The sequence below is a fragment of the Burkholderia sp. AU15512 genome (assembly GCF_002223325.1).
In the GTDB taxonomy this organism is placed as follows: domain Bacteria; phylum Pseudomonadota; class Gammaproteobacteria; order Burkholderiales; family Burkholderiaceae; genus Burkholderia.
On the sequence record NZ_NKEX01000003.1, the window covers coordinates 387,859 to 407,512 of the forward strand.

Annotated in this window: 12 protein-coding genes; 11 read left to right on the top strand and 1 reads right to left on the bottom strand. The window is 60.5% G+C overall.

From position 1 onward, the window contains the following. Positions 1–23: 23 nt before the first annotated feature. Positions 24–2,189, bottom strand: a complete 2,166-nt coding sequence (locus CFB43_RS04295; RefSeq protein ID WP_256989911.1) for a glycosyltransferase family 2 protein — start codon at positions 2,187–2,189, stop codon at positions 24–26. Positions 2,190–2,650: 461 nt separating this feature from the next. Between CFB43_RS04295 and CFB43_RS04300 the strand changes: the two genes are divergently transcribed. The 11 genes from CFB43_RS04300 to CFB43_RS04350 all read left to right on the top strand — a co-directional run bounded on the left by CFB43_RS04300 (position 2,651) and on the right by CFB43_RS04350 (position 19,648). Then, positions 2,651–3,406: an ABC transporter permease gene (locus tag CFB43_RS04300; protein WP_226204511.1), complete on the top strand. Its 756-nt coding sequence runs from the start codon at positions 2,651–2,653 to the stop codon at positions 3,404–3,406. A 3-nt stretch (positions 3,407–3,409) separates the two neighbouring features. After that, positions 3,410–4,123 carry an ABC transporter ATP-binding protein gene (locus CFB43_RS04305; protein WP_089494220.1) on the top strand — a complete coding sequence of 238 codons (714 nt, stop codon included), beginning with the start codon at positions 3,410–3,412 and terminating at the stop codon, positions 4,121–4,123. A gap of 179 nt (positions 4,124–4,302) precedes the next feature. Continuing rightward, complete coding sequence (locus CFB43_RS04310; protein WP_089495246.1) at positions 4,303–6,525, top strand: glycosyltransferase; 2,223 nt, start codon at positions 4,303–4,305, stop codon at positions 6,523–6,525. A gap of 12 nt (positions 6,526–6,537) precedes the next feature. Next, positions 6,538–8,592, top strand: a complete 2,055-nt coding sequence (locus tag CFB43_RS04315; RefSeq protein ID WP_089494221.1) for a class I SAM-dependent methyltransferase — start codon at positions 6,538–6,540, stop codon at positions 8,590–8,592. A gap of 13 nt (positions 8,593–8,605) precedes the next feature. Beyond that, positions 8,606–10,780, top strand: a complete 2,175-nt coding sequence (locus CFB43_RS04320; protein ID WP_089494222.1) for a glycosyltransferase — start codon at positions 8,606–8,608, stop codon at positions 10,778–10,780. A 1,025-nt stretch (positions 10,781–11,805) separates the two neighbouring features. Next, the gene (locus CFB43_RS04325) at positions 11,806–12,744 is read left to right on the top strand and encodes an NAD-dependent epimerase/dehydratase family protein (protein ID WP_089494223.1); all 939 of its coding nucleotides are present in this window, start codon (positions 11,806–11,808) and stop codon (positions 12,742–12,744) included. An 18-nt stretch (positions 12,745–12,762) separates the two neighbouring features. Next, on the top strand, positions 12,763–15,930 hold the full coding sequence (locus CFB43_RS04330) for a glycosyltransferase (RefSeq protein ID WP_089494224.1): 3,168 nt from the start codon (positions 12,763–12,765) through the stop codon (positions 15,928–15,930). A 2-nt stretch (positions 15,931–15,932) separates the two neighbouring features. Beyond that, positions 15,933–16,706: a glycosyltransferase family 2 protein gene (locus CFB43_RS04335; RefSeq protein ID WP_089494225.1), complete on the top strand. Its 774-nt coding sequence runs from the start codon at positions 15,933–15,935 to the stop codon at positions 16,704–16,706. A gap of 112 nt (positions 16,707–16,818) precedes the next feature. Next, positions 16,819–17,664, top strand: a complete 846-nt coding sequence (locus CFB43_RS04340; RefSeq protein ID WP_089494226.1) for a glycosyltransferase — start codon at positions 16,819–16,821, stop codon at positions 17,662–17,664. Next, positions 17,661–18,626 carry a UDP-glucose 4-epimerase family protein gene (locus CFB43_RS04345; RefSeq protein ID WP_089494227.1) on the top strand — a complete coding sequence of 322 codons (966 nt, stop codon included), beginning with the start codon at positions 17,661–17,663 and terminating at the stop codon, positions 18,624–18,626. The genes CFB43_RS04340 and CFB43_RS04345 overlap by 4 nt, the downstream gene beginning before the upstream one ends. A 5-nt stretch (positions 18,627–18,631) precedes the next feature. Further along, positions 18,632–19,648 carry an MraY family glycosyltransferase gene (locus tag CFB43_RS04350; protein ID WP_226204524.1) on the top strand — a complete coding sequence of 339 codons (1,017 nt, stop codon included), beginning with the start codon at positions 18,632–18,634 and terminating at the stop codon, positions 19,646–19,648. The last annotated feature ends 6 nt before the right edge of the window (positions 19,649–19,654 follow it).

Consider the following 19,654-nt stretch of genomic DNA (forward strand, 5'->3'; position numbering starts at 1 on the left):
ATGCCGAACGACGCAGACGCGCGTCAATCGAATTGGCCAATGCGCGGCTCATCGGCGAGTGCGTAGGCATGCTTCGACGCATCGAGCGTGAGATTGGGGTTGTAGGCGGGATCGTTGAACAGTGCCGCACCCCAGCGTTGTTCCATGAAGCGTATTTCTCGCAGGAAGCGTTGTGCCTTTTCCGGCGACAGATCGGAGCCACGCGTCGCGGATTCGTGATGGTACAGCTCGGCATGGGGTGTCCAGACATTGCGATAGCCGGCATTGCGCACCCGAATGCAGAAGTCGACGTCGTTGAAGGCGACAGCGAGCTCCTCGTCGAGTCCCTGCACTTCATCGTAGATCGACCGGCGAATCAGCAGGCAGGCGGCAGTGACGGCGGACAGATTCTGCGTGGAGACGGCCCTCCCGAAGTAACCGAATGCGCCGCGTGGCAGCCGGGCGTGGATGTGGCCCGCCACGCCGCCTACACCTAGCATCACGCCGCCGTGCTGGAGCGTGTCGTTCGGATACCAGAGGCAAGCGCCGATCGCGCCGTTGCCGGGCTGCGCGGCGAGGGACACCATCTCCTCGAGCCAGTCGGGCGTGATGACTTCGATATCGTTGTTGAGCAGGCAGACGTATTCGCCGCGCGATTGGCTGACTGCGACGTTGTTGAGCGCCGAGAAGTTGAATGGACGGTTGTCGCGCAGCACGCGGACGTTCGGGCGCACGCGCAGCGAATCGAAGTATGCGAGCGTTTCCGGCTTCACGCTGCCGTTGTCGACGATGACGATCTCGAAGTCGGGGTATGTGCTGCGATCGAAGATGCTCTCGACGCATTGCCGAAGCAATTCGACCCCGTCGCGCGTGGGAATCACGATCGAGACGAGCGGCGCCGGTGCCGGCATTGCGTAGCGCACGCGAATGAGGCCGATGTCGCTCGCGGCTTGCGAGACGGTTGCCTCGACTCCGATGCGTTGCAAGTGTGCTTCGACGGCGCGAATGCCGGCGGTCAGCGCGTATGGCTTTTCCGCGCCGGAGGCCGCTGTGCTGCCGGGAACGATGCGCCAGTGGTAGAGGATGTGAGGTATGTGGTGAACCGCATCGTGGCCGGCCTTTTCGATGCAGCGCATGGCAAGGTCGAGATCCTGGCTTCCTTCGAAGCCTTTTCGGAAACCGCCGACCTCGCGAACGAGCGCCGTTTCGTAGACGCCGAGATGAGAGAACAGGTTTTGTGTGAGAAACAGCTCCGGGTTCCAGTCGCTCTTGAAGTACGGGGCAATCCGTTGGCCTTCCGGTGTCAGCTTGTCTTCGTCACTGTAGAAGAGGCGAGCGCGGGGATGTTCGTTGATCGCCTTGACGACCATGTAGAGCGCGTGTTCCGGAAGGGTGTCGTCGTGATCGAGCAGCGCGACGTATTCTCCGGACGCGCAGGCGAGCGCGCTGTTGCTGGCTTCGGCGATATGGCCGTTCTGATCGCGCAGCACGACCTTGATACGGGCGTCGCGCGCGGCGTAATCGGCAAGCGTGGTGCGTACCGCTTCGATCGTGGACGCATCATCGGCGATGCAGAGTTCCCAGTTCGGATAGATCTGGGCGCGCACCGACTCGATCATCTCGTGCAGCAGTGCGATGTCGCTGTTGTAGGTGGGCACGACGATCGAGATCAGCGGACGGTGCGCCAATTTCGCGACGGCTGTCCGCAGCGCGACGCGTTTGCCTTCGTCGATGGTGTCGTATTGCGCGATCCAGCTGGCGTACGCTTCGGGGCTGTCCTCGAACGTATCGCGCGCGAGAATCCGGTTGGCGCGACGGCGGATGCCCTGCACGCCTTCTTTGCGCCAGATCGCGTAGTAATGACGCAGTGCGGTGAGGAGTCCGCCGCGCGCGCGCAGATGGGCAGCCACGGAGCGGGCCGAGTGTCCGGCGCGACGCGTCGCATTGACGCCGGCGCGCAACGGCGCGGTGATGCGCCATGATGCCGACGTGTGAACGGCGGCAAGATCAGCCGAGAGCTGGTCGATGATGGATTGGTTGTTCGCGCTCGATTGCGCGCGCGTTTCCGCGGCGGCGAGCTTTTGCTGCAGATCGGCGACGCTCGCTTCGAGCGCGGCGATGCGCGCATCGGCATGCTGGCTTCCCATGGTGACCGGGTCTGGGGATGCCGTCTCTCGGTCGGTGTTGGGCGAATCGCTGGGAATTTGCATGATCGTGAGAATTCGACGGGTAGTACGGACCGCGACCGTGCAGACATGCGGTCACTGTGTGAAGCGATCGATTATAGCGGAGGCATGCGCCGACACCCCGCTGGGCGGCACGAGTGGTGGAGGCGAGGCGGTGGCGTGAAACGAGAAAAAATTCAATGAATTCATGGTTGTATGCGGCCCATTGAGTGGCGGAGGATGGAACTTCGAGGGTGGGGCCATTACAATACGGCCTCGAAACCAGGCGGGCATGGGCGCCGCCACGACATGGGGTGGCAACCTGCGACGCAGTCTGCTTTCGTGGCGTGCGGTGGAGGACGGAGATGCCGGTGATGCGACGGGTACACGCACGCCAGCGTAGGTGGATTGTTATTTTTTGAGATTAAAGGGTCACACGAAACATGCAACAGTTATCTGCAGTACGAGGCGGCGAAAGCAGAGCGACGCTTGCGATGCGGGACGTGATGGACGGGATCAAGGCGTACCCGATCTGGACGACACTCGCGTGGCAGGATATTCGCCAGCGCTATCGGCGTTCGGTGCTGGGGCCGTTCTGGATCACACTGACGATGGTCGTCACGATCGCTGGCATGGGGCCGCTCTACGGTGCGTTGCTCAATATCAAGACGGAAGAGTTCGTTCCCTATCTCGCGCTCGGCATCATCACGTGGGGGCTGCTCTCGACGCTGATCCTCGACGCGTGCAATGCGTTCATCGGCTCGGACAGCATCGTGCGTTCGGTACGGCTTCCCCTCTCGTTGCATATATTCCGCTCGGTCTACCGGAACGTGCTGTTCTTCGCGCACAACATTCTCGCGTTCGTGCCGGTGATGCTGTACGCGAAGATCGTGCCGACGCTGCAGTGGTTGATGGTCATTCCCGGCCTGCTGATTATCGTGATCGCCGCCGTGCCGCTATCGATCCTGCTTGGCATTTTCTGTGCGCGGTTCCGCGACATGCAGCCCATCGTCGGCAGCATCGTCCAGCTCGCGTTCTTTCTGACGCCGATTTTCTGGAAGCCCAGCGCGCTTGGCCATCGCGCATACGTTGCGCACTACAACCCGCTCTACATGTTTCTCGAACTCGTGCGCGGGCCGCTGTACGGGACGATGCCGGACGCGTCGGTTTACGCCGGCGCCGGCATCACGACGGTGATCCTGTTCGCGCTGGCGATTCCGTTGTTCACCCGTTTTCGTTCCCGTATCGCGTTCTGGATCTGAGTCATGGCATTTCTTAATCTCGACAACTGCAGCCTCAACTTGCCGGTGTATGGTGCAAGCAACCGCTCGCTGAAGCAAATGATGCTGTCGTCCGTGACCGGCGGGCGGATCGCCTCGGACAGCCACAAGTTGACCGTGGTCGAAGCGTTGCGTGGCGTGTCGCTCGACATTCGCGCTGGCGACCGTGTTGGATTGATCGGTCACAACGGTGCCGGCAAGACGACGCTGCTGCGTCTGCTCGCCGGCATCTACGAACCGACGGCCGGCGTGTTCCGAAGCCAGGGCCGCGTGACCAGCCTGCTCGATCTCACGCTTGGCCTCGATTACGAGGCGACCGGCTACGAGAACATCGTGCTGCGCGGGCTGATTCTCGGCTCTTCCAAAACCGAGATGCAGCGTCTCACGCCCCAGATCGCGGAATTCTCGGAGCTGGGCGATTACCTCAACATGCCGGTGCGCACCTACTCGAGCGGTATGGTTTTGCGGTTGGCGTTCGCGATCGTAACGAGCGTACATGCCGACGTGCTGCTGATGGACGAGTGGTTGAGTGTCGGCGACGCGGATTTCGTGAAGAAGGCTGAGAAGCACATGATGGATTTCGTCGGCAAGGCCGACATTCTCGTGCTTGCGTCGCACAACTGGAACATCATCGATGATCTTTGCAACGTGATCGTCGAGATGGAGGCGGGAGCCGTCAAGGAAGTGCGGCGGGTCTGAGTTCGCGGCATGCATTCCGTGAATCTGGCTCACGCTGCCATTGCATTTCAGCAACGTATTGTGTGCGGCGCGACGTCGCGCGCGATCGTTTGCGGTCGTTCTGCTGTCAATCGGCGCGACGGCGCGGGCTTCGCGCGCTTGTCGGCAATCGCGCGGAGAATCGCTTGCGCGGGGAATACATGTCGCAGCTAAAGGTCTTCGTTACAAGTGAGCTGTTTCCATTTACGCATGGTGGAATCGGCCGCGTCATAGCTAATCTGCTCGATCTGCCAGAGTTTTCCGGGGCTGGCGATTGCAGGGGCAAACCGGCGGTCGCTGTCGTCTTCACGGGCGAGTCGTTCGACGAGGCGCGATTCAACGCCCGTTTCCCAGGCGTGCTGTTTGTTGACGCGACGCCGCGAACGTATGTCGAACGCGACGGTGATACCGGTTTTCGCTACGTTCATCCGGATCTCTACACGACGCATCCGTTGCACGCCGTCTCCGTGAGGGCAATGCAAGCGCTTAGGCGGCTCGAACGCGAGCAGGGTCCGCTCGACTACATCGAGTTCCCGGACTGGGGCGCGGCTGCGTTCGCGACGGTGCAGGAAAAGCGACTGGGTCTTGCTTTCCAGGAGGCCACGATCGCCGTGCGCCTGCACACGTCGGACAGCGTGCTGAACTCGATGGAGGCGCGCTTTGTCGATCGGGCCGCGCTTTCGCTGCTCGACCTGGAACGCAAGGCACTGGCCGATTGCGATCTGATCATCGGGCAGGTGTCGGGAACGGCGACCGCCATGCAGCAGATCTTCGATTTCGACGATGCGGAATGGTTGCCACGATTGCATATCGACGCGCCGCCCGTCATGCTGGATCACGGCACGCCAGTGCAGGCGTCGATCACGGTTGCGTGGGATACGCCGATCGTCTTTTCGTCGAAGATCCAACGCATCAAACGTCCCGATATCTTTGTGCGCGGATGCTGCGATTTTCTCCGGCTCAATCCACGCTATTGCGGGCAGATTCGTCTGATCGCGATGGCGACGGATATGGACTACCTCGCAGAAGTACGCCGCCTTATCCCGGGCGATTTGCTCGATCGATTTCACTTTGCGACCGATGCCGACGCGGCCGAACGCCATCGCATCGTCAGCGAGTCGGTATGCGTGTTTCCGGGGACGTTCGAGTCATTCTGTCTCGCGGCATACGAAGCGTCGCTTTCCGGCGCATTGTGCGTACTGGCGGACTTGAATCCGGCATTCGGGGATGCGTCACCGTGGCAGGACGGCATCAACTGCATGAAGTTCGACGGATCGCCAAGTGGCTTGGCCCAAGCGTTGTCCAGGGTGTTTGACGCGCCGCAAGCGTTGCGCTCCGTTGTCGTTCCAACGGGACCGAGGCCATGGACATTGCCGAAGCACCCGCGCCCGGCCGAACGGGCATCGGGTGCCGCACTTGTCAGCATTCTGATTCCACACCATAACCTTGGCGACTACGTCGAGGAGACGGTCGATAGCGTGCTCGAGTCCGCGTATCCGAATATCGAGTTGATTGTCGTCGACGATGCATCGACCGATCCCGAAAGCCGGGACGCCCTGCTTCGGCTCCAGGCGAGAAACGACGAGCGGATAAGGGTTGTCTGGTCGACACAGAATCGGGGGCTGGCTGCTACGCGGAATCTGGCACTTTCACACGCGCGCGGCGAGTTCGTGCTGACGCTTGACGCAGATGACCTGATTGATGGCCGGTTTGTGTCGATCGGGGTGGATGCGCTGACGCTTAACGACGATGTGTCCTTCGTTGTGCCGCAAACGGCTTATTTCGACGATCGCCCCGACGCGGACCCGGCGGCGGACGTGTGGACCCAGTGCATCACGTTCGTGGGCGAGGCGAGATCGTCCGGGTTGTGTCAGAACCGCTTCTCGACGGCGACCATGATGGGCCGCACGGAAATGCTGCGCTCCCTTGGATATGACGAATCGCTGAGCGCTTACGAAGACTGGGATCTGTACATGCGGGCAGTGATGGCGCGTAGCCGTTTCGTTGTCACGAACGCTGTTCATTTTTATTACCGTCGGCGCGCGCACTCGATGATACATTCCGACGCCGCGACGCGCCGGATCGGACTGTATTACCACGACATCCTGCGCAAGAAGCGCGTCACATTCGGAAGTATGACGCTGCCGATGTATGTGCTCGAGGGGATGAGCGGCACGACGCATGGGGAGTCCGTCGAGGCCATGCGCGCAAAGCTCGCGGCGTACGAAGGAAGCGCGGCCGTTGCGGCAGCGCTGGCACTGCAGGTTCGTCTGAATCGGCTTCCGCCCTGGATGCGGGTAGCGTTGAAACGGATGGCGCACTGGATGATGCATTGTAGAAGGGCAAGGCGTGAGCGCATCATTGGCGCGCGCGCCGACAGGTAGGTGAGGTCATCAATGGAAAAGGCAAATCAGAACTACTGGCTGCATCAGTCAGGGGCGGATTACGAGCGTCAGCAGATCTGGCGCGCGGAGCAAGGGCGCGCCGCATACCGAGCGCAGGAGACCTGGTTGATCGACCACCTGCGCGATCGCAGCGAACAACTCGGTCGACCGGTGCGTGTGCTCGACTTCGGTTGCGGTTTCGGGCGCATGGCGCGTGTTCTGTCGGCGTACCCGTTCGTCGACTACCATGGCTACGATTTTTCTGAAACGATGATCCGGCAGTTGCTCGACGAGCCGCCAGCGACGTTGACGGATGCCGGTCGCCGCGTTCGCGTCGCGCCAAGCGTGACGGAGGCGTTTGCAGGAGCCACGTTTGACGTTGTCTTCACGGTGTCGGTGCTGATTCACAACACGCGTGAGGATGCCGCACGTTTGCTCGCGGAGATGAAGCGTCTGCTGGACGCAGAAGGTTATCTGTTGCTGATCGAGAATCAGCTCGTGCCGTTTGATCTTCGAGAGAACAATTGGCATGGCGGCTGCTGGGTGCATGATTACGTCGGTGATCTGGCCGCCGACAGCAACGTGCTGGTTTTTCACGATGCGATTCAAGATCACGGCGTCTACAAGATCGAGCCGGCTGGTGCGAATGGTCGCCTGGTTTCGATCATGCAATCCGATGGCCGGGTTCAGCCTCTCGACGAGAGTGAGCGAATGAGAATGAGTCTGCCCAGACTGAAGGTCGCTCTTCAAGGACTCGCGGGTGAGTTGGAGCAGAGCGATGTTGCGGCGCTCGAAGGTCGACTTCACGACTTCGCTGAAACGACCGAAAACCAGCAGCGACTCATCGACAGGCAGGAACGTGCGCTGGAAAGGCAGCAGATCGAGATCGAACGATTGCGCAAGGAGTGCGCCGACCTGCGCGAAGTGCAGGACTTACGCAAACGTCTGCATCGTGTCATGACCGACGCGCACCGCGAAATCGCGCCGATTCATGTGGTGCCTGTTGCGACGAGCGACGCCCCCCAAAGCAATTTCGCGAACGCATTTCCGGACGTGCGGATCTTGGAATGGCAGGCGTCGCGCGATACGATGTACGCGAACGCGGACACGCGATTCGACCGCGTATGCCATATCTTTCATAACGACTGGATGGGTATCCGCTCGGCTGTCGGTGCGCTGCCCGGTTACAAGCTGGCGATTCCGTCATCGACGGGCATTCCCGTGCACGAAATCGAGGTGATCATGCAACGACTGCACGATCACGCGATCGAAAAGATCGTTCTGCACGGCATTTCCGATTCCATGTACGCGTTGACGCGCGCGCTTGCAGACAACGGATTCCGCGACCAGTACCTCGTCTGGCACGGCACGACGGCGCAATGGGTATGGGAGGACGAGCGGCGTTACGCGCAGATGGCGATTCGCATGGCGCGCGAAGGCAGGGTCAAACGCTTCAGCGCGATTCGTCGCGGCCTTGGGCCGATCGTCGGGGAGCGCAATTTCGCGCCGCAGTTGGTCAACATGCCGCCCAGGGTCAACAGCATTCAAGTGCGGCGGCGGCCGCCGCGCTCGGGGCGCTACAGTGCGCTCGCGCCGTCATGGAATGATTTGCGGAAGAACCTGGCAACGAACGTGCTCGCTGCGCAGACCGTGAATTCGGTAGATTCGATCTATGTGGTTGCGAAGGACTTCGAATTGCCGAAGTGGCTTTCCACGAAAGTGAAGAAGGTGGGATATCGCGATCACGCAAGCATGCTCGAACTGATGGCGACGATGGACATCGTATTGAACGTGACGACAATCGATTGCCATCCGATGGTGGACCTCGAAGCCATGTCGGTGGGCACGCCATGTGTACGCGGGCCGCTGTTTCTCGATGGTCTCGAAAATCATCCGTACGTCCGTCTCACTGCTGTCGACAATCCGATGAATGTCGAAGACGTCGCGCATTGTATCGGGCAGGTGCTCGCTACGAACGAAGGCGAACTCATCGGCATGATGGATGACTACAAGCGTCAGCTTCACGAACTGTCGACGCAACGCTATGCCGAATTCCTGGCAATTTGAGGACGAGGGGCCAATGAAAGTTTTTGTAACCACCGAGCTGTTTCCGTTTACGCACGGGGGGATTGGTCGCGCCATCGCCAACATGTTGTCGTCGCTCGATCCCGCGCAGGCGGCGCAAACGGCTATTGTTTGGGTCGGTGACGATCTCGATTCGAATCGATTCGCGTCGGTATATCCGCAGATCAAGCTTGTCGTTGTATCGAAGCTCGATTACGAGCTCGTCGACGAGAGCGGGGTCTGCTACCCACCGGAATGGGCATTCACGGATACGGAATGGCACTGGCGGTCGGTGCGTGCTCTCCAGGGACTTCGCAAGCTCGCAAGCGAAGTCGGCAAGCTGGACTATATTGAATTTCCCGACTGGGGTGGACTCGGTTTCGCGACGACGCAGGAAAAACTCCTGGGGCGGGAGTTCGACGACAGTGTCGTCGCGGTCCGTTTGCATACGGTGGACAGCCTGCTTGCCGACGTCGATAGCCGGCTGGTCGACAAGCAGGCACTTGCGACCTATGATCTCGAGCGCAAGGCGCTGGCCGATTCTGATTACGTCATCGCGCAGATTCCGGAAGTCGGACACGCGATCAAGGCGTTCTTCGGCTTTTCAGATGAAGAATGGCTGCCTCGAATGCATGTCCACGCGCCGCCCGTGACACTTGATTTCGGCGATGTTGTGCGAGTGCCGATCAGGGCTTGCGCAGATACGCCGATCGTTTTTCCGTCCAAAATCCAGTATCTGAAGCGGCCGGATCTCTTTCTTCGAGGTGCATGTGGATTCTTGCGTGCGCATCAGGAATATCGCGGCAACATCGTATTTGCCGCACATTCGTCGCCGGATGCCATGGCGCGGCTGCAGCGGATGGTTCCGCCTGATCTGGCGGCGCGCTTTGTCTTTCTCGACAACGCCAGCCCGATCGAGCGCGCACATCTGCTGTCCCGGTCGATCAGCGTGACCGCTTCGCAGTTCGAGTCATTCTGTTTGTCGGCATACGAGGCTTCGCTCGCCGGTGCCATTTGCGTGCTGAATGGCAACAATCCGGCATTCGGTGACAGTTCGCCATGGCGTGATGGTCTCAATTGTTGCAAGTTCGACGGTACCGCGGAAGGGCTTGCCGCCGCACTTGCCGTTGCTTATGCGCGTGGCGTACGGGAAGTCGTGAAAACGCCCGCCGATCCGTCGCCGTGGGACATGCTGCAGGCACGGCCTGCTCCGAAGTCGGTCGCGAGTCGCCCGCTCGTATCGGTAGTCGTGCCGCATTTCAATCTGGGCGAGTATCTTCCGCGCACGCTTGATTCGATCCTGGCGTCGACTTACGAGAACGTTGAAATCGTCGTCGTTGACGACTGTTCGACTGACGCGTTGAGCTGCCTCACGATCGAACGCATTCAGACGTTGGGCGGGCGCATACGTATCATTCGGAATCCCATGAATCTCGGGCTGGCGGCAACCAGAAATGTCGCGCTTCAGCACGTGCTCGGAGAGTTCATACTCACGCTTGATGCGGACGATTTGATTGGTCCCCAGTTTATCGAACTGGCGGTCAATGCATTGCAATGGAATCCTGCATTCGATTTCGTCGTGCCGCAAACCGGATTCTTCCTGGATCGGGAGGAAGGGCAGATCGGTCGACAGGCGGCATTTGCCGACTACGCGGTGTTCTATGGTGAAGCGCGGGCGCTCGGCATGTATGAAAACCGCTTTTCGACCGCAACCTGCATGGCGCGTACGGCAGTGATGCGCGAGCTGAAGTATCGCGAAGAACTCGAAGCGTATGAGGATTGGGATATCTATTCCCGCGCACTCGCCACCGGGAAGCGCTTCATTGCGACGAACGGCATACATTTCTTCTATCGGCGTCGGGCGAATTCGATGTATCACACGCCGGAGCGTGTCGCGCGCCATCGTGAGTTGTACCACGCGTTGTTGACGGGCAAGATGGTCGAGGCGGGGGAGGTGAGGCTCCCGCTGTATGTTCTTGAAGGAGGGCAGGCAGCACATGCGGCGCCCGGTGCGTTGGAGGAGGAACTCCACGCATTGCGAAGTCAGCTCGCCTTCTATCAGAACAGCAGGGCCGTTTTTGCGACGCAGAAGATCGTGGAGTACCTCAAGGCCAAGGCGCCGTGGGCGATCAAACTGGCGCGGCAAGGGTTGCAAACCCTATGGCGTGCGCGCAGACGGCTGCGCTCGTAATGGCCTTCCATTGCCCACCATCCGGGTTAGAAATTGGTCCATCGCGGAGTACGGGGAGGGCCGCACGGGGCTAGGGGAGAAGCAACCCTCGTTGCGGGACCGATGGACCCGGCTCGTGACATGTCTCTGGGTCTGGCAGCTCTATATATGACCCTATAAAAGGCAGGGCCTGGGTTGCACAGTTACCCTTATCCGATCCACCGTATCCCGGGATGAGCATGGATGTCGGCGTCCGCGGTCTCTGTCCAAGCCGCGAGGTGTTCGAACACTGTTTGTTGCACTTCCGATGCGCTCCATTCTCATCTGCGAGGCGCGTATGACCTTCCTTGAACCCTGACGCCAAACTCATCGGCTACAATGCTGTCGCGATAATTTTTCTTGCTTCACTTGTACTTGACCGTCGTGCATGAGCATCGGGATTCGGCTCACGCTCGAAAAAGACGGTGCCAACTGCCAACCTACGTGGCTGTCGATGAAGCCGGATGTCCTCCGCGGACGAGCATTGCCAAGGGACGGGTTGTCCAAAGGTCCTGCGCGTACGGATCGGTCGAGCATCTGCGCGCAAGCGCGGGGGCTGACAGATGCTACGCTTGGATGCCCTCGAGAACTCGTGCAGCTCACGCCAAGGTTGCCATCTCGCCACGTTCGAATCGAAAGGCCAGGCGTCGCCGTAGCCACGAGCTGTACCGAACTCAAAGCATCGTCGACGTTTCTTCAAACGCATCGGACATTTCGATCGCGTCTTCACTCGATACGACAAGCTCGCGGGCGACTATCCCGCCTTCGCAGCGCTTGCCCGACCTTTGGGGCGGCGGGTGAGAATGCCGACGGACCGAGGCGAGCGTGAGTAATGATCGGGTGGGTGCGATACATTCGTGTCGCTAACGAGGAGCCCGAATTTCGTGGCAGATCGGTTCGGTTTCGGCGAAGCATCGATCGATGTGGGCAGGTATGGGGCGGCGTTTGACAGCACTTGCGGGCACACCTACAGTTGCCGGCGCTTGGTAGGCGATTTCTGCGCGTAAATGGAAAAGAAAACTTATTTGGTGACCGGTGCGTCTGGATTTATCGGTCGATCGCTCGTCGAGCGGCTACGAGCGAATGGCCACGTCGTGCGATGTGCGATGAGAAGGGTTGTAGATGGCGTAAACGACGTTGAGTGCCCGCTTGGCGCGTCGGTCGATACCTGGCTCAACGCCATCGAAGGTGTCGACGGTGTTTTTCATCTTGCGTGGTCGACCGTGCCGCGAACGGCCAATAGTGCGCCGCTCGACGACGTGGCCACCAACGTCATGGGTACCGTTGCGCTGCTCGAGGCGATGCGGCAGCACCCGGGTATTCCGTTCGTCTTTGCTTCGTCGGGCGGGACCGTCTATGGGGTGCCGGAAGCCGATCGGGTCCCTGAATCGCATCCGCTGCGGCCTCTCGGTGTATATGGCGCGTCGAAAGCGGCGGTTGAAGGCTATGCGATGCTCTATCGCCGGCAGTTCAATGTGGACGCGCGCATCTTGCGTGTCAGCAATCCATTCGGCCCCGGACAGAATGTCGAGGGCCAGTTAGGAGCTGCATCGATCTTCGCCTGGCGCGCATTGGCCGGTCTCGACATTCAGATATGGGGCGATGGCTCGGTCGTCCGCGACTACCTGTATATCGACGATGCGGTGGACGCGTTCGTCGCGGCAATGGGCGCCCCGAGCGCAGCGTTCGGGCACGTGGATCCCGTCTTCAACATTGGCTCAGGAGAAGGCACGTCGCTCAAGCAGATTGTCGAGACGATCGGGGGGATTCTCGGTACGCCAATTTGCGTCAAGTACGACGCTGCGCGCTCATTTGACGTACCGGTCAGTATTCTCGATGTATCGCTTGCCAAACAGGTGCTTGGCTGGGGGCCGAAGACCTCTTTCCGGGACGGCATGAGCGAGACGATTGCTCGCTTTTCAAAGAACACGGCCCTGCAGCCGTGATCAGACTGAAGGACTTCGATGGCTACCGTTTCGGTTATTGTCCCCTTTTTTAATCAGGCGAAGTATCTCCGGCAATGCTTGGAGAGTGTACTGAAGCAGACGTTTGAGGACATCGAAGTTCTGCTCGTGAACGATGGCTCTGCGGAAGATCCAGCGGAACTCGTGCGGGCATTGGGTGACCCTCGCATCACGTTGATCGTGCAAGCGAATGCAGGGGTTGCGATCGCACGTAATAACGCGATTGCGGCCAGCAGCGGGGAGTTTCTGGTCTTCCTGGATGCCGACGACTGGCTTGCGCCCACGATGATCGAAGAGTTGTCACAGGCGCTTATCGGCGACAAGGATGCCGGTTTGGCTTACGGCGACATCGTCCGCGTCAATGAGCAGGGTGAAGTGGCAGATACGCATAAAGTTGCACATGCGCGAGCCGAACTGAATGGCAATATCTTGCCGTCGCTCATGCTCGGCGGATACTTCCCGCCGGTCTGCGTGATGGTGCGCGCGTCCGCCCTCGACACAGTGGGTGGATTTGATAAGTCGCTCGGAGGGTGCTGCGATTGGGACTTGTGGATCCGGATTGTGGCATCTGGATTCACGGCGCGATTCGTGCCGCGAGAACTCGGCTACTACCGGCTCCATGGTCAGTCGATGAGCAAGGATTCTGCGCACATGCGCTCGACGGCGGAGGCGACGCTCGCGAAGAACATGGCCGCGTTTCCCCAACAACTGGCCGGCGCAATGCAATTGCTCATACAGACGTCGGCGGAGATCTACTCGACTAATGTCGCCCTCGAGCAGGAACGGCTGCGCCTGATTGGATCGCAGCGGGAACACGAACGGGAGATCGAGCGTCTCGAAGGGATTGTGTGCCAACTCAAAGACGATATCGGATCTCTGATGCGGGGCAAGCAGTGGCTTGAAGAGCAGTGGAGCAACTATAAGGCGGCCAACATCGCCATGGAGCAGGACAAGCAACAACTGAGCGCAGCGCTTGCCGACCACCAGTCGGAGATCGAACGGCTCGAGGCAATGACGCGCGAGCTCAAGAGCGATATCAGTGAACTCACTACCGGGAAGCAATGGCTAGAGAAAAGGTTGGACGAATGTCGCAGAATCAATGCTGCCACCGAGCGGGACAATCAGAATCTGACGGTATCGCTCGCGCAACAGAAGGCAGAGATCAGGCTCATCCCTCGTCGGTCTCCACAGTCGGGGCGCGGTACATCAACTATGCTAATTGATCGATATCGGGCTGCGCGTCGGCGCGTTGGGAGGCTTGCAAGACGCTTCACTGAATCATCGGACGTATCGGTAGACGAAGGCGGATTGCTTCGCACATCGCCATTGTTCGATGGCGCATACTATCTGGCGACCTATCCTGACGTAGCGGATGCGGCCATCGATCCTGTTGTTCATTACCTGACGTTCGGGTGGAGGGAAGCGCGGCAGCCGAGCATGTCGTTCGACGGAAACCGCTATCTCGACGACTACCCTGACGTCCGGGCCGCCGGCGTCAATCCGCTCGTCCATTACTTGGCATTCGGCAAGCAAGAGGGACGCCATTTCACGCCGGTGACGGGGCGCGCGACGGGTCTGGCGAATTCCGATGTGGAGCCGCGCGATTCCGTCGCGGGCAATGGGCAATATTCCCCGCAGGAAACCCGGCAGATCATCGAGCAGTCCGGCTTGTTCGACCTCGAACTTTATTGCAGGCTCAATCCCGATCTGGCGAGTCTGCCCGACCCACTCGAGCACTACGTTAGGCACGGGGGATTCGAGGGGCGGCGTGCCCATCGTTTCTTCGACGGGCGCTGGTACACGTGGGCCTACCCGGACGTTGCGGCGAGCGGAATGCATCCGCTCGTCCATTACATGAGGATTGGCCAACCACAAGGGCGCCACGGTGGGTTGCCCGCTCACGTCCTTGGCACCATCGAGAAAATGGTCGCCGAAGCCGGTGAACTGGAGCCCACAATTCTGCTCGACTCCGTTTTTGCGGAGCCGGCATTGCTCGGAATCAGTTACGGCGGACAGTCGTGGTCCGGTATCGGTGCATGGCAAAGGCTTTTCGATTCGTTGCCCTGCGCGTTCGAGCATATCGTGTTCGTGCCATGGCTCGTGCGCGGAGGTGCCGACCTCGCTGCGACGAATGTCGTTCGTGCGAGCATCCAGGAAAACGGCATCGACTCTACACTGATCGTGTTGACCGATTACGACCGTACCGATGCAATCGAATGGCTGCCGGCCGGCACGCACGTGCGGGTGCTGTCCGAAATTGAGCCATCACTGACACGCGCGGACCGAATCCAGTTGGTGGAGTCACTGATCTTGGCGTTGCGTCCGAAGTCGGTCATGAACGTCAATAGCGGTGCTTGCTGGGACGCCATCGCGAAGAAGGGCGCCGCATTGAGCAAGTTGACCGAGCTGTATGCGTGCCTGTTCTGCCGCGACTATACGCCGGACGGCCGCGCGGCTGGCTATGCCGATACACACTTTCGGGACAGCGTACCGTATCTGACGAAGGTCTATTTCGACAACGCCGGTTTTGTGGACGAACTGGCGGCGGATTATGGTGTTCCTGAGAGCATGCGATCGAGGCTGGTCACGCTTCACCAGCCAGTCGGCAACGTGGCGGTCGGGACATACAAGGGCGGCCCGAAAGAGGGCAACCGGGTGATGTGGGCCGGTCGTTTCTGCAAGCAGAAGAATGTCGATCTCCTGATCGAGATCGCTCGTCGTGCGCCAGACTTCCACTTCGACGTTTACGGCTACGGGGATGATGCATACGCGTCGAAGCTGGCGGACGCGCAGCGTGTGCTCGACAACCTGACCGTCAAGGGACCGTTCCCATCGACGGCGAGCCTGCCGATCAACGATTACAATGCATTTCTATATACCTCGCTCTGGGATGGCTTGCCGCTGACGCTGGCCGATATCGCGTGCACGGGTATTCCCATGGTTGCATCCGCAGTGGGCGGGATTCCGGATCTCGTGACGGAACAGACAGGGTGGCTGATCCAGTCATACAAGGAGGCCGATCCGTACGTTGCAGCGTTGCAAGACATTGCCCGCCGTCCCGATGAAGCCAGGCAGCGTGCGGAGCGCATGATTGACTGGGTGCAAAGCGAGCACTCGTGGGAGCAGTTCTGCACAACCCTCCGCGTATCTCCGTCGTTTATCAACTGACCATGACGAAGTTCGATATTACTGCAGTCATCAATGGCCATGCCGAAGGGCTGCTTGCGCACGCCTCGCTCAACAGCTTGTCGCGCAGCGCGGATGCCGCGGCTGCGGCCGGACTACGTGTCGAAATGCTCGCCGTTCTCGACAAGCCGAACGCGCTGACGCTGCAGGTGTTTGAAGAATACGCGTCGCGGCGCGAGGATTTGCGAATCGTAACGGTCGAGCATGGCGACCTCGGCTATGCGCGCAATTCCGCCGCGGACGAAGCAAACGGGAAATGGATCGGGTTTCTCGATGCGGACGACATATGGTGTACCGACTGGCTCGTCGCGGCGCACAAGGCCGCCGAGGCCGATCCGCGTAACGTCGCATGGCACCCGGAAGTAAATGTGTGCTTTGGCGCTACCCCGAACATCTACCTGCACGTCGATATGGAAGATCCCAGCTTCCATGTGGCGCAGCTGGCATTTACCAATGCGTGGACGTCCCTCGTATTCACGTCCACGGATTTTTTGAGGTCGGTGCCCTATACGGGCACCGATTTCAAGAACAACATCGGATATGAAGATTGGGGATGGAACATTTCCGTCATTAATAGTGGCGGTATCCACAAGATCGTTCCGGGTACGTCGCATGCTATCCGGACTCGGCACACGTCGCTCGTGAAGCAGACGACGGCTGCGGGCTGCATCCCGAGGCCCTCTGACCTGTTTCGCAATGCGATCCGAAACCGGGCGGGCATGGAGAGTGAGCGACTGCGTTCCGAGCAAGCGGATTAATGCACGATATGAACGCGATCCGCTTGCAACAGCCTTTGTGTATCCAGATGCACAGAATGGGCTGCCCTATACAACTGGCGCTTCGTCATGCGAGCGCGATGTCGAACCACGGATGAATGTAACAAGCGTGCCGTCTCGAAATGCCGACGGCTTGTCGGTTTCCATCGTTGTATACCGTCCAGACGCTGTCCAACTCGAGCAGACGCTCGTCAGCTTGGGCGCGGCCTGCGCGCATTTGCGCGCTGCGTCTCCCGGGTGTCCGGTCGACCTGTATCTGGTCGATAACGGTGGCCTTGGCGACGTCGGCGCGGTGACGCGCGGGCTCGAAGCGCAGGGCGTCACATGCCGGGTTCTGACGGGGCACGGCAATGTCGGCTATGGACGAGGGCACAATCTCGCGATCGATCTATCGACGCGTCCGCTCCATCTGATCTTGAATCCAGATATCGATCTCGACGCACATGCCCTGGTTGCCGCGCGCAAGTTCTTCGATTCGCATTTCGATGCAGGTGCGCTCGCGCCCCGTATCGGCGACGAATCCGGCGGCCCGCAATATCTCTGCCGCCGCTATCCAACGTTCTTCGACCTGCTCGTGCGTGGCTTCCTGCCGGCGCGGTTCCGGCAGCCATTCAGGAAGCGCCTTGCCCGCTACGAAATGCGCGACGTCATCAATGATCGCGACATCGTATGGGACCCCCCGATCATCAGCGGCTGCTTCATGCTGTTCCGTACCGATGTCCTGAAAAAGCTGGGTGGATTCGATCCCCGTTACTTCCTGTACTTCGAAGATTACGATCTGAGTCTGAGAACGCGGGACGTCGCCCGTGTCGCATATGTCCCGTCGGTTCGCGTGGTTCACCACGGCGGTGGAGCGTCCCGCAAGGGCTTCGCACATATCCGGATGTTCGCGGCATCGGCTTTCAAGTTCTACAACCGCTTTGGCTGGAGGTGGTGGTGAGCCGCATCGCCGTGACCGGCGCGAATGGCTTCGTCGGCCGCGCGGTGTGCCGGCTCGCGCTCGCGGCGGGGCATGACGTCATCGGCCTAGTGCGCCGGCCCCACGGATGCATTTCAGGCGTGCGCGAATGGGTGCACGATGCGCCCGATTTTGATGGTCTGGGCGACACATGGCCTGACGACCTCGAGGTCGACTGCGTGATCCATCTCGCAGCGCGCGTGCACGTGATGCGCGATGAGTCGCCGAATCCCGACGCCGCGTTCGACGCGACCAATGTCGCTGGTACCTTGCGTCTCGCCAAAGCCGCGCGCCAGCATGGCGTGTGCCGCATCGTCTATGCAAGCAGCATCAAGGCGGTCGGCGAGAGTGACGGCGGCGTGCCGTTGTCGGAAGCGGTGAGCCCCGACCCGCAGGACGCCTACGGTCGCTCGAAACTGCGCGCGGAGCGCGAACTCGCACAATTCGGTGCGTCGAACGGGCTCGACGTCGTGGTCGTTCGCCCGCCGCTGGTCTACGGTCCGGCCGTTCGGGCCAACTTCCTGCGCATGATGGACGCGGTTGCACGCGGGATGCCGCTGCCGCTCCGCTCCATCACGGCACGCCGCAGTATCGTCTACGTCGATAACCTGGCCGACGCCCTGCTGCAATGCGCGGTCGCTCCGCGTGCGGCCGGCGAGTGTTTTCACGTTGCCGACGACGATGCGCCCTCGGTTACGGGCCTGTTACGCCTGGTAGGCGAGGCGCTCGGCAAGCCGGCCCGGCTGATTGCTGTTCCGTCCCCCGTGCTGCGCGCGCTCGGCACGCTCACCGGCCGCCGCGCGGCGATCGACCGCCTGACTGGCAGCCTCGAACTCGATACGGGCCGGATCAAGCGCGTGCTCGGCTGGCATCCGCCTTATACGACAAGGCAGGGCCTCGAAGCGACCGCCGCATGGTATCGTTCGCGCGATACACAACAATAGTCGACATGCATTACCCGATATCCACGTGGCCCCAAGCGGCTGCGGTGGCGCTCGCCGCTGCCATCGCGTCGACGACCATTCTGCGTGTACTGCTCGCGACCGGCCTTGCGTGGCGTCTCGCCACCGACATGCCGAACGACCGTTCGCTCCATACGCGGCCGACGCCGCGCGTCGGCGGCTGGGGCATCGTACCGGTCTGCGTCATCGCGCTGCTCGCGCTCGCGCCGCATTTGTGGCTGATCGTCTTCGCTGCAGCCGGGCTTGCAGCGATGTCTCAGATCGACGATCGGCGCGGGCTGCCCGCCCGTGTGCGGTTTTCTGCACACCTTGCGGCGGTCGTCGGGCTGATCGTCGCGTTTCCGGCCGACGTACCGTGGTGGCTCCTGGTCGGCGTTGGCTTCGTGATGGTCTGGCTGACGAACCTGTACAACTTCATGGACGGTGCGGACGGCCTCGCGGGCGGCATGGCGCTGTTCGGCTTCGGCGCGTATGCGATCGCCGCGCTGACCAGCCCGACGCCATCGCCGGATCTAGTTGTGGCCGGCTCGACTGTCGCAGGCGCCGCGCTCGGGTTCCTGCTACTGAATTTCCATCCGGCCAGGCTGTTTCTTGGCGATGCCGGCTCGATTCCGCTCGGATTCCTGGCGGGAGCGCTTGGCTACTGGGGCTGGAGTGCGGGCGTGTGGCCGATCTGGTTCCCGGCGCTGGTGTTCTCGCCCTTTATTGCCGACGCATCTGTAACACTTTTGAGACGTCTGTTACGAGGCGAAAAGTTCTGGCAGGCCCACCGGGAGCACTATTATCAAAGGATGGTTCGGGCGGGCGTAGGTCACCGCCGGACTGCTCTTTGTTGGTACCTCGTCATGCTCGCAGGCATAATTGTCGCCGCGTGGGCAAAGGGCCGCCCGGAACTGCAGCAATGGCTGTCGTTTTTCGCGTGGTACGGCGTCCTGGCGTGTATCGGACTGGTGATCGACATGCGTTGGCGTCGGTTTCAGTCGGCCGCCAAAAATAACTCTTGAGGTTTC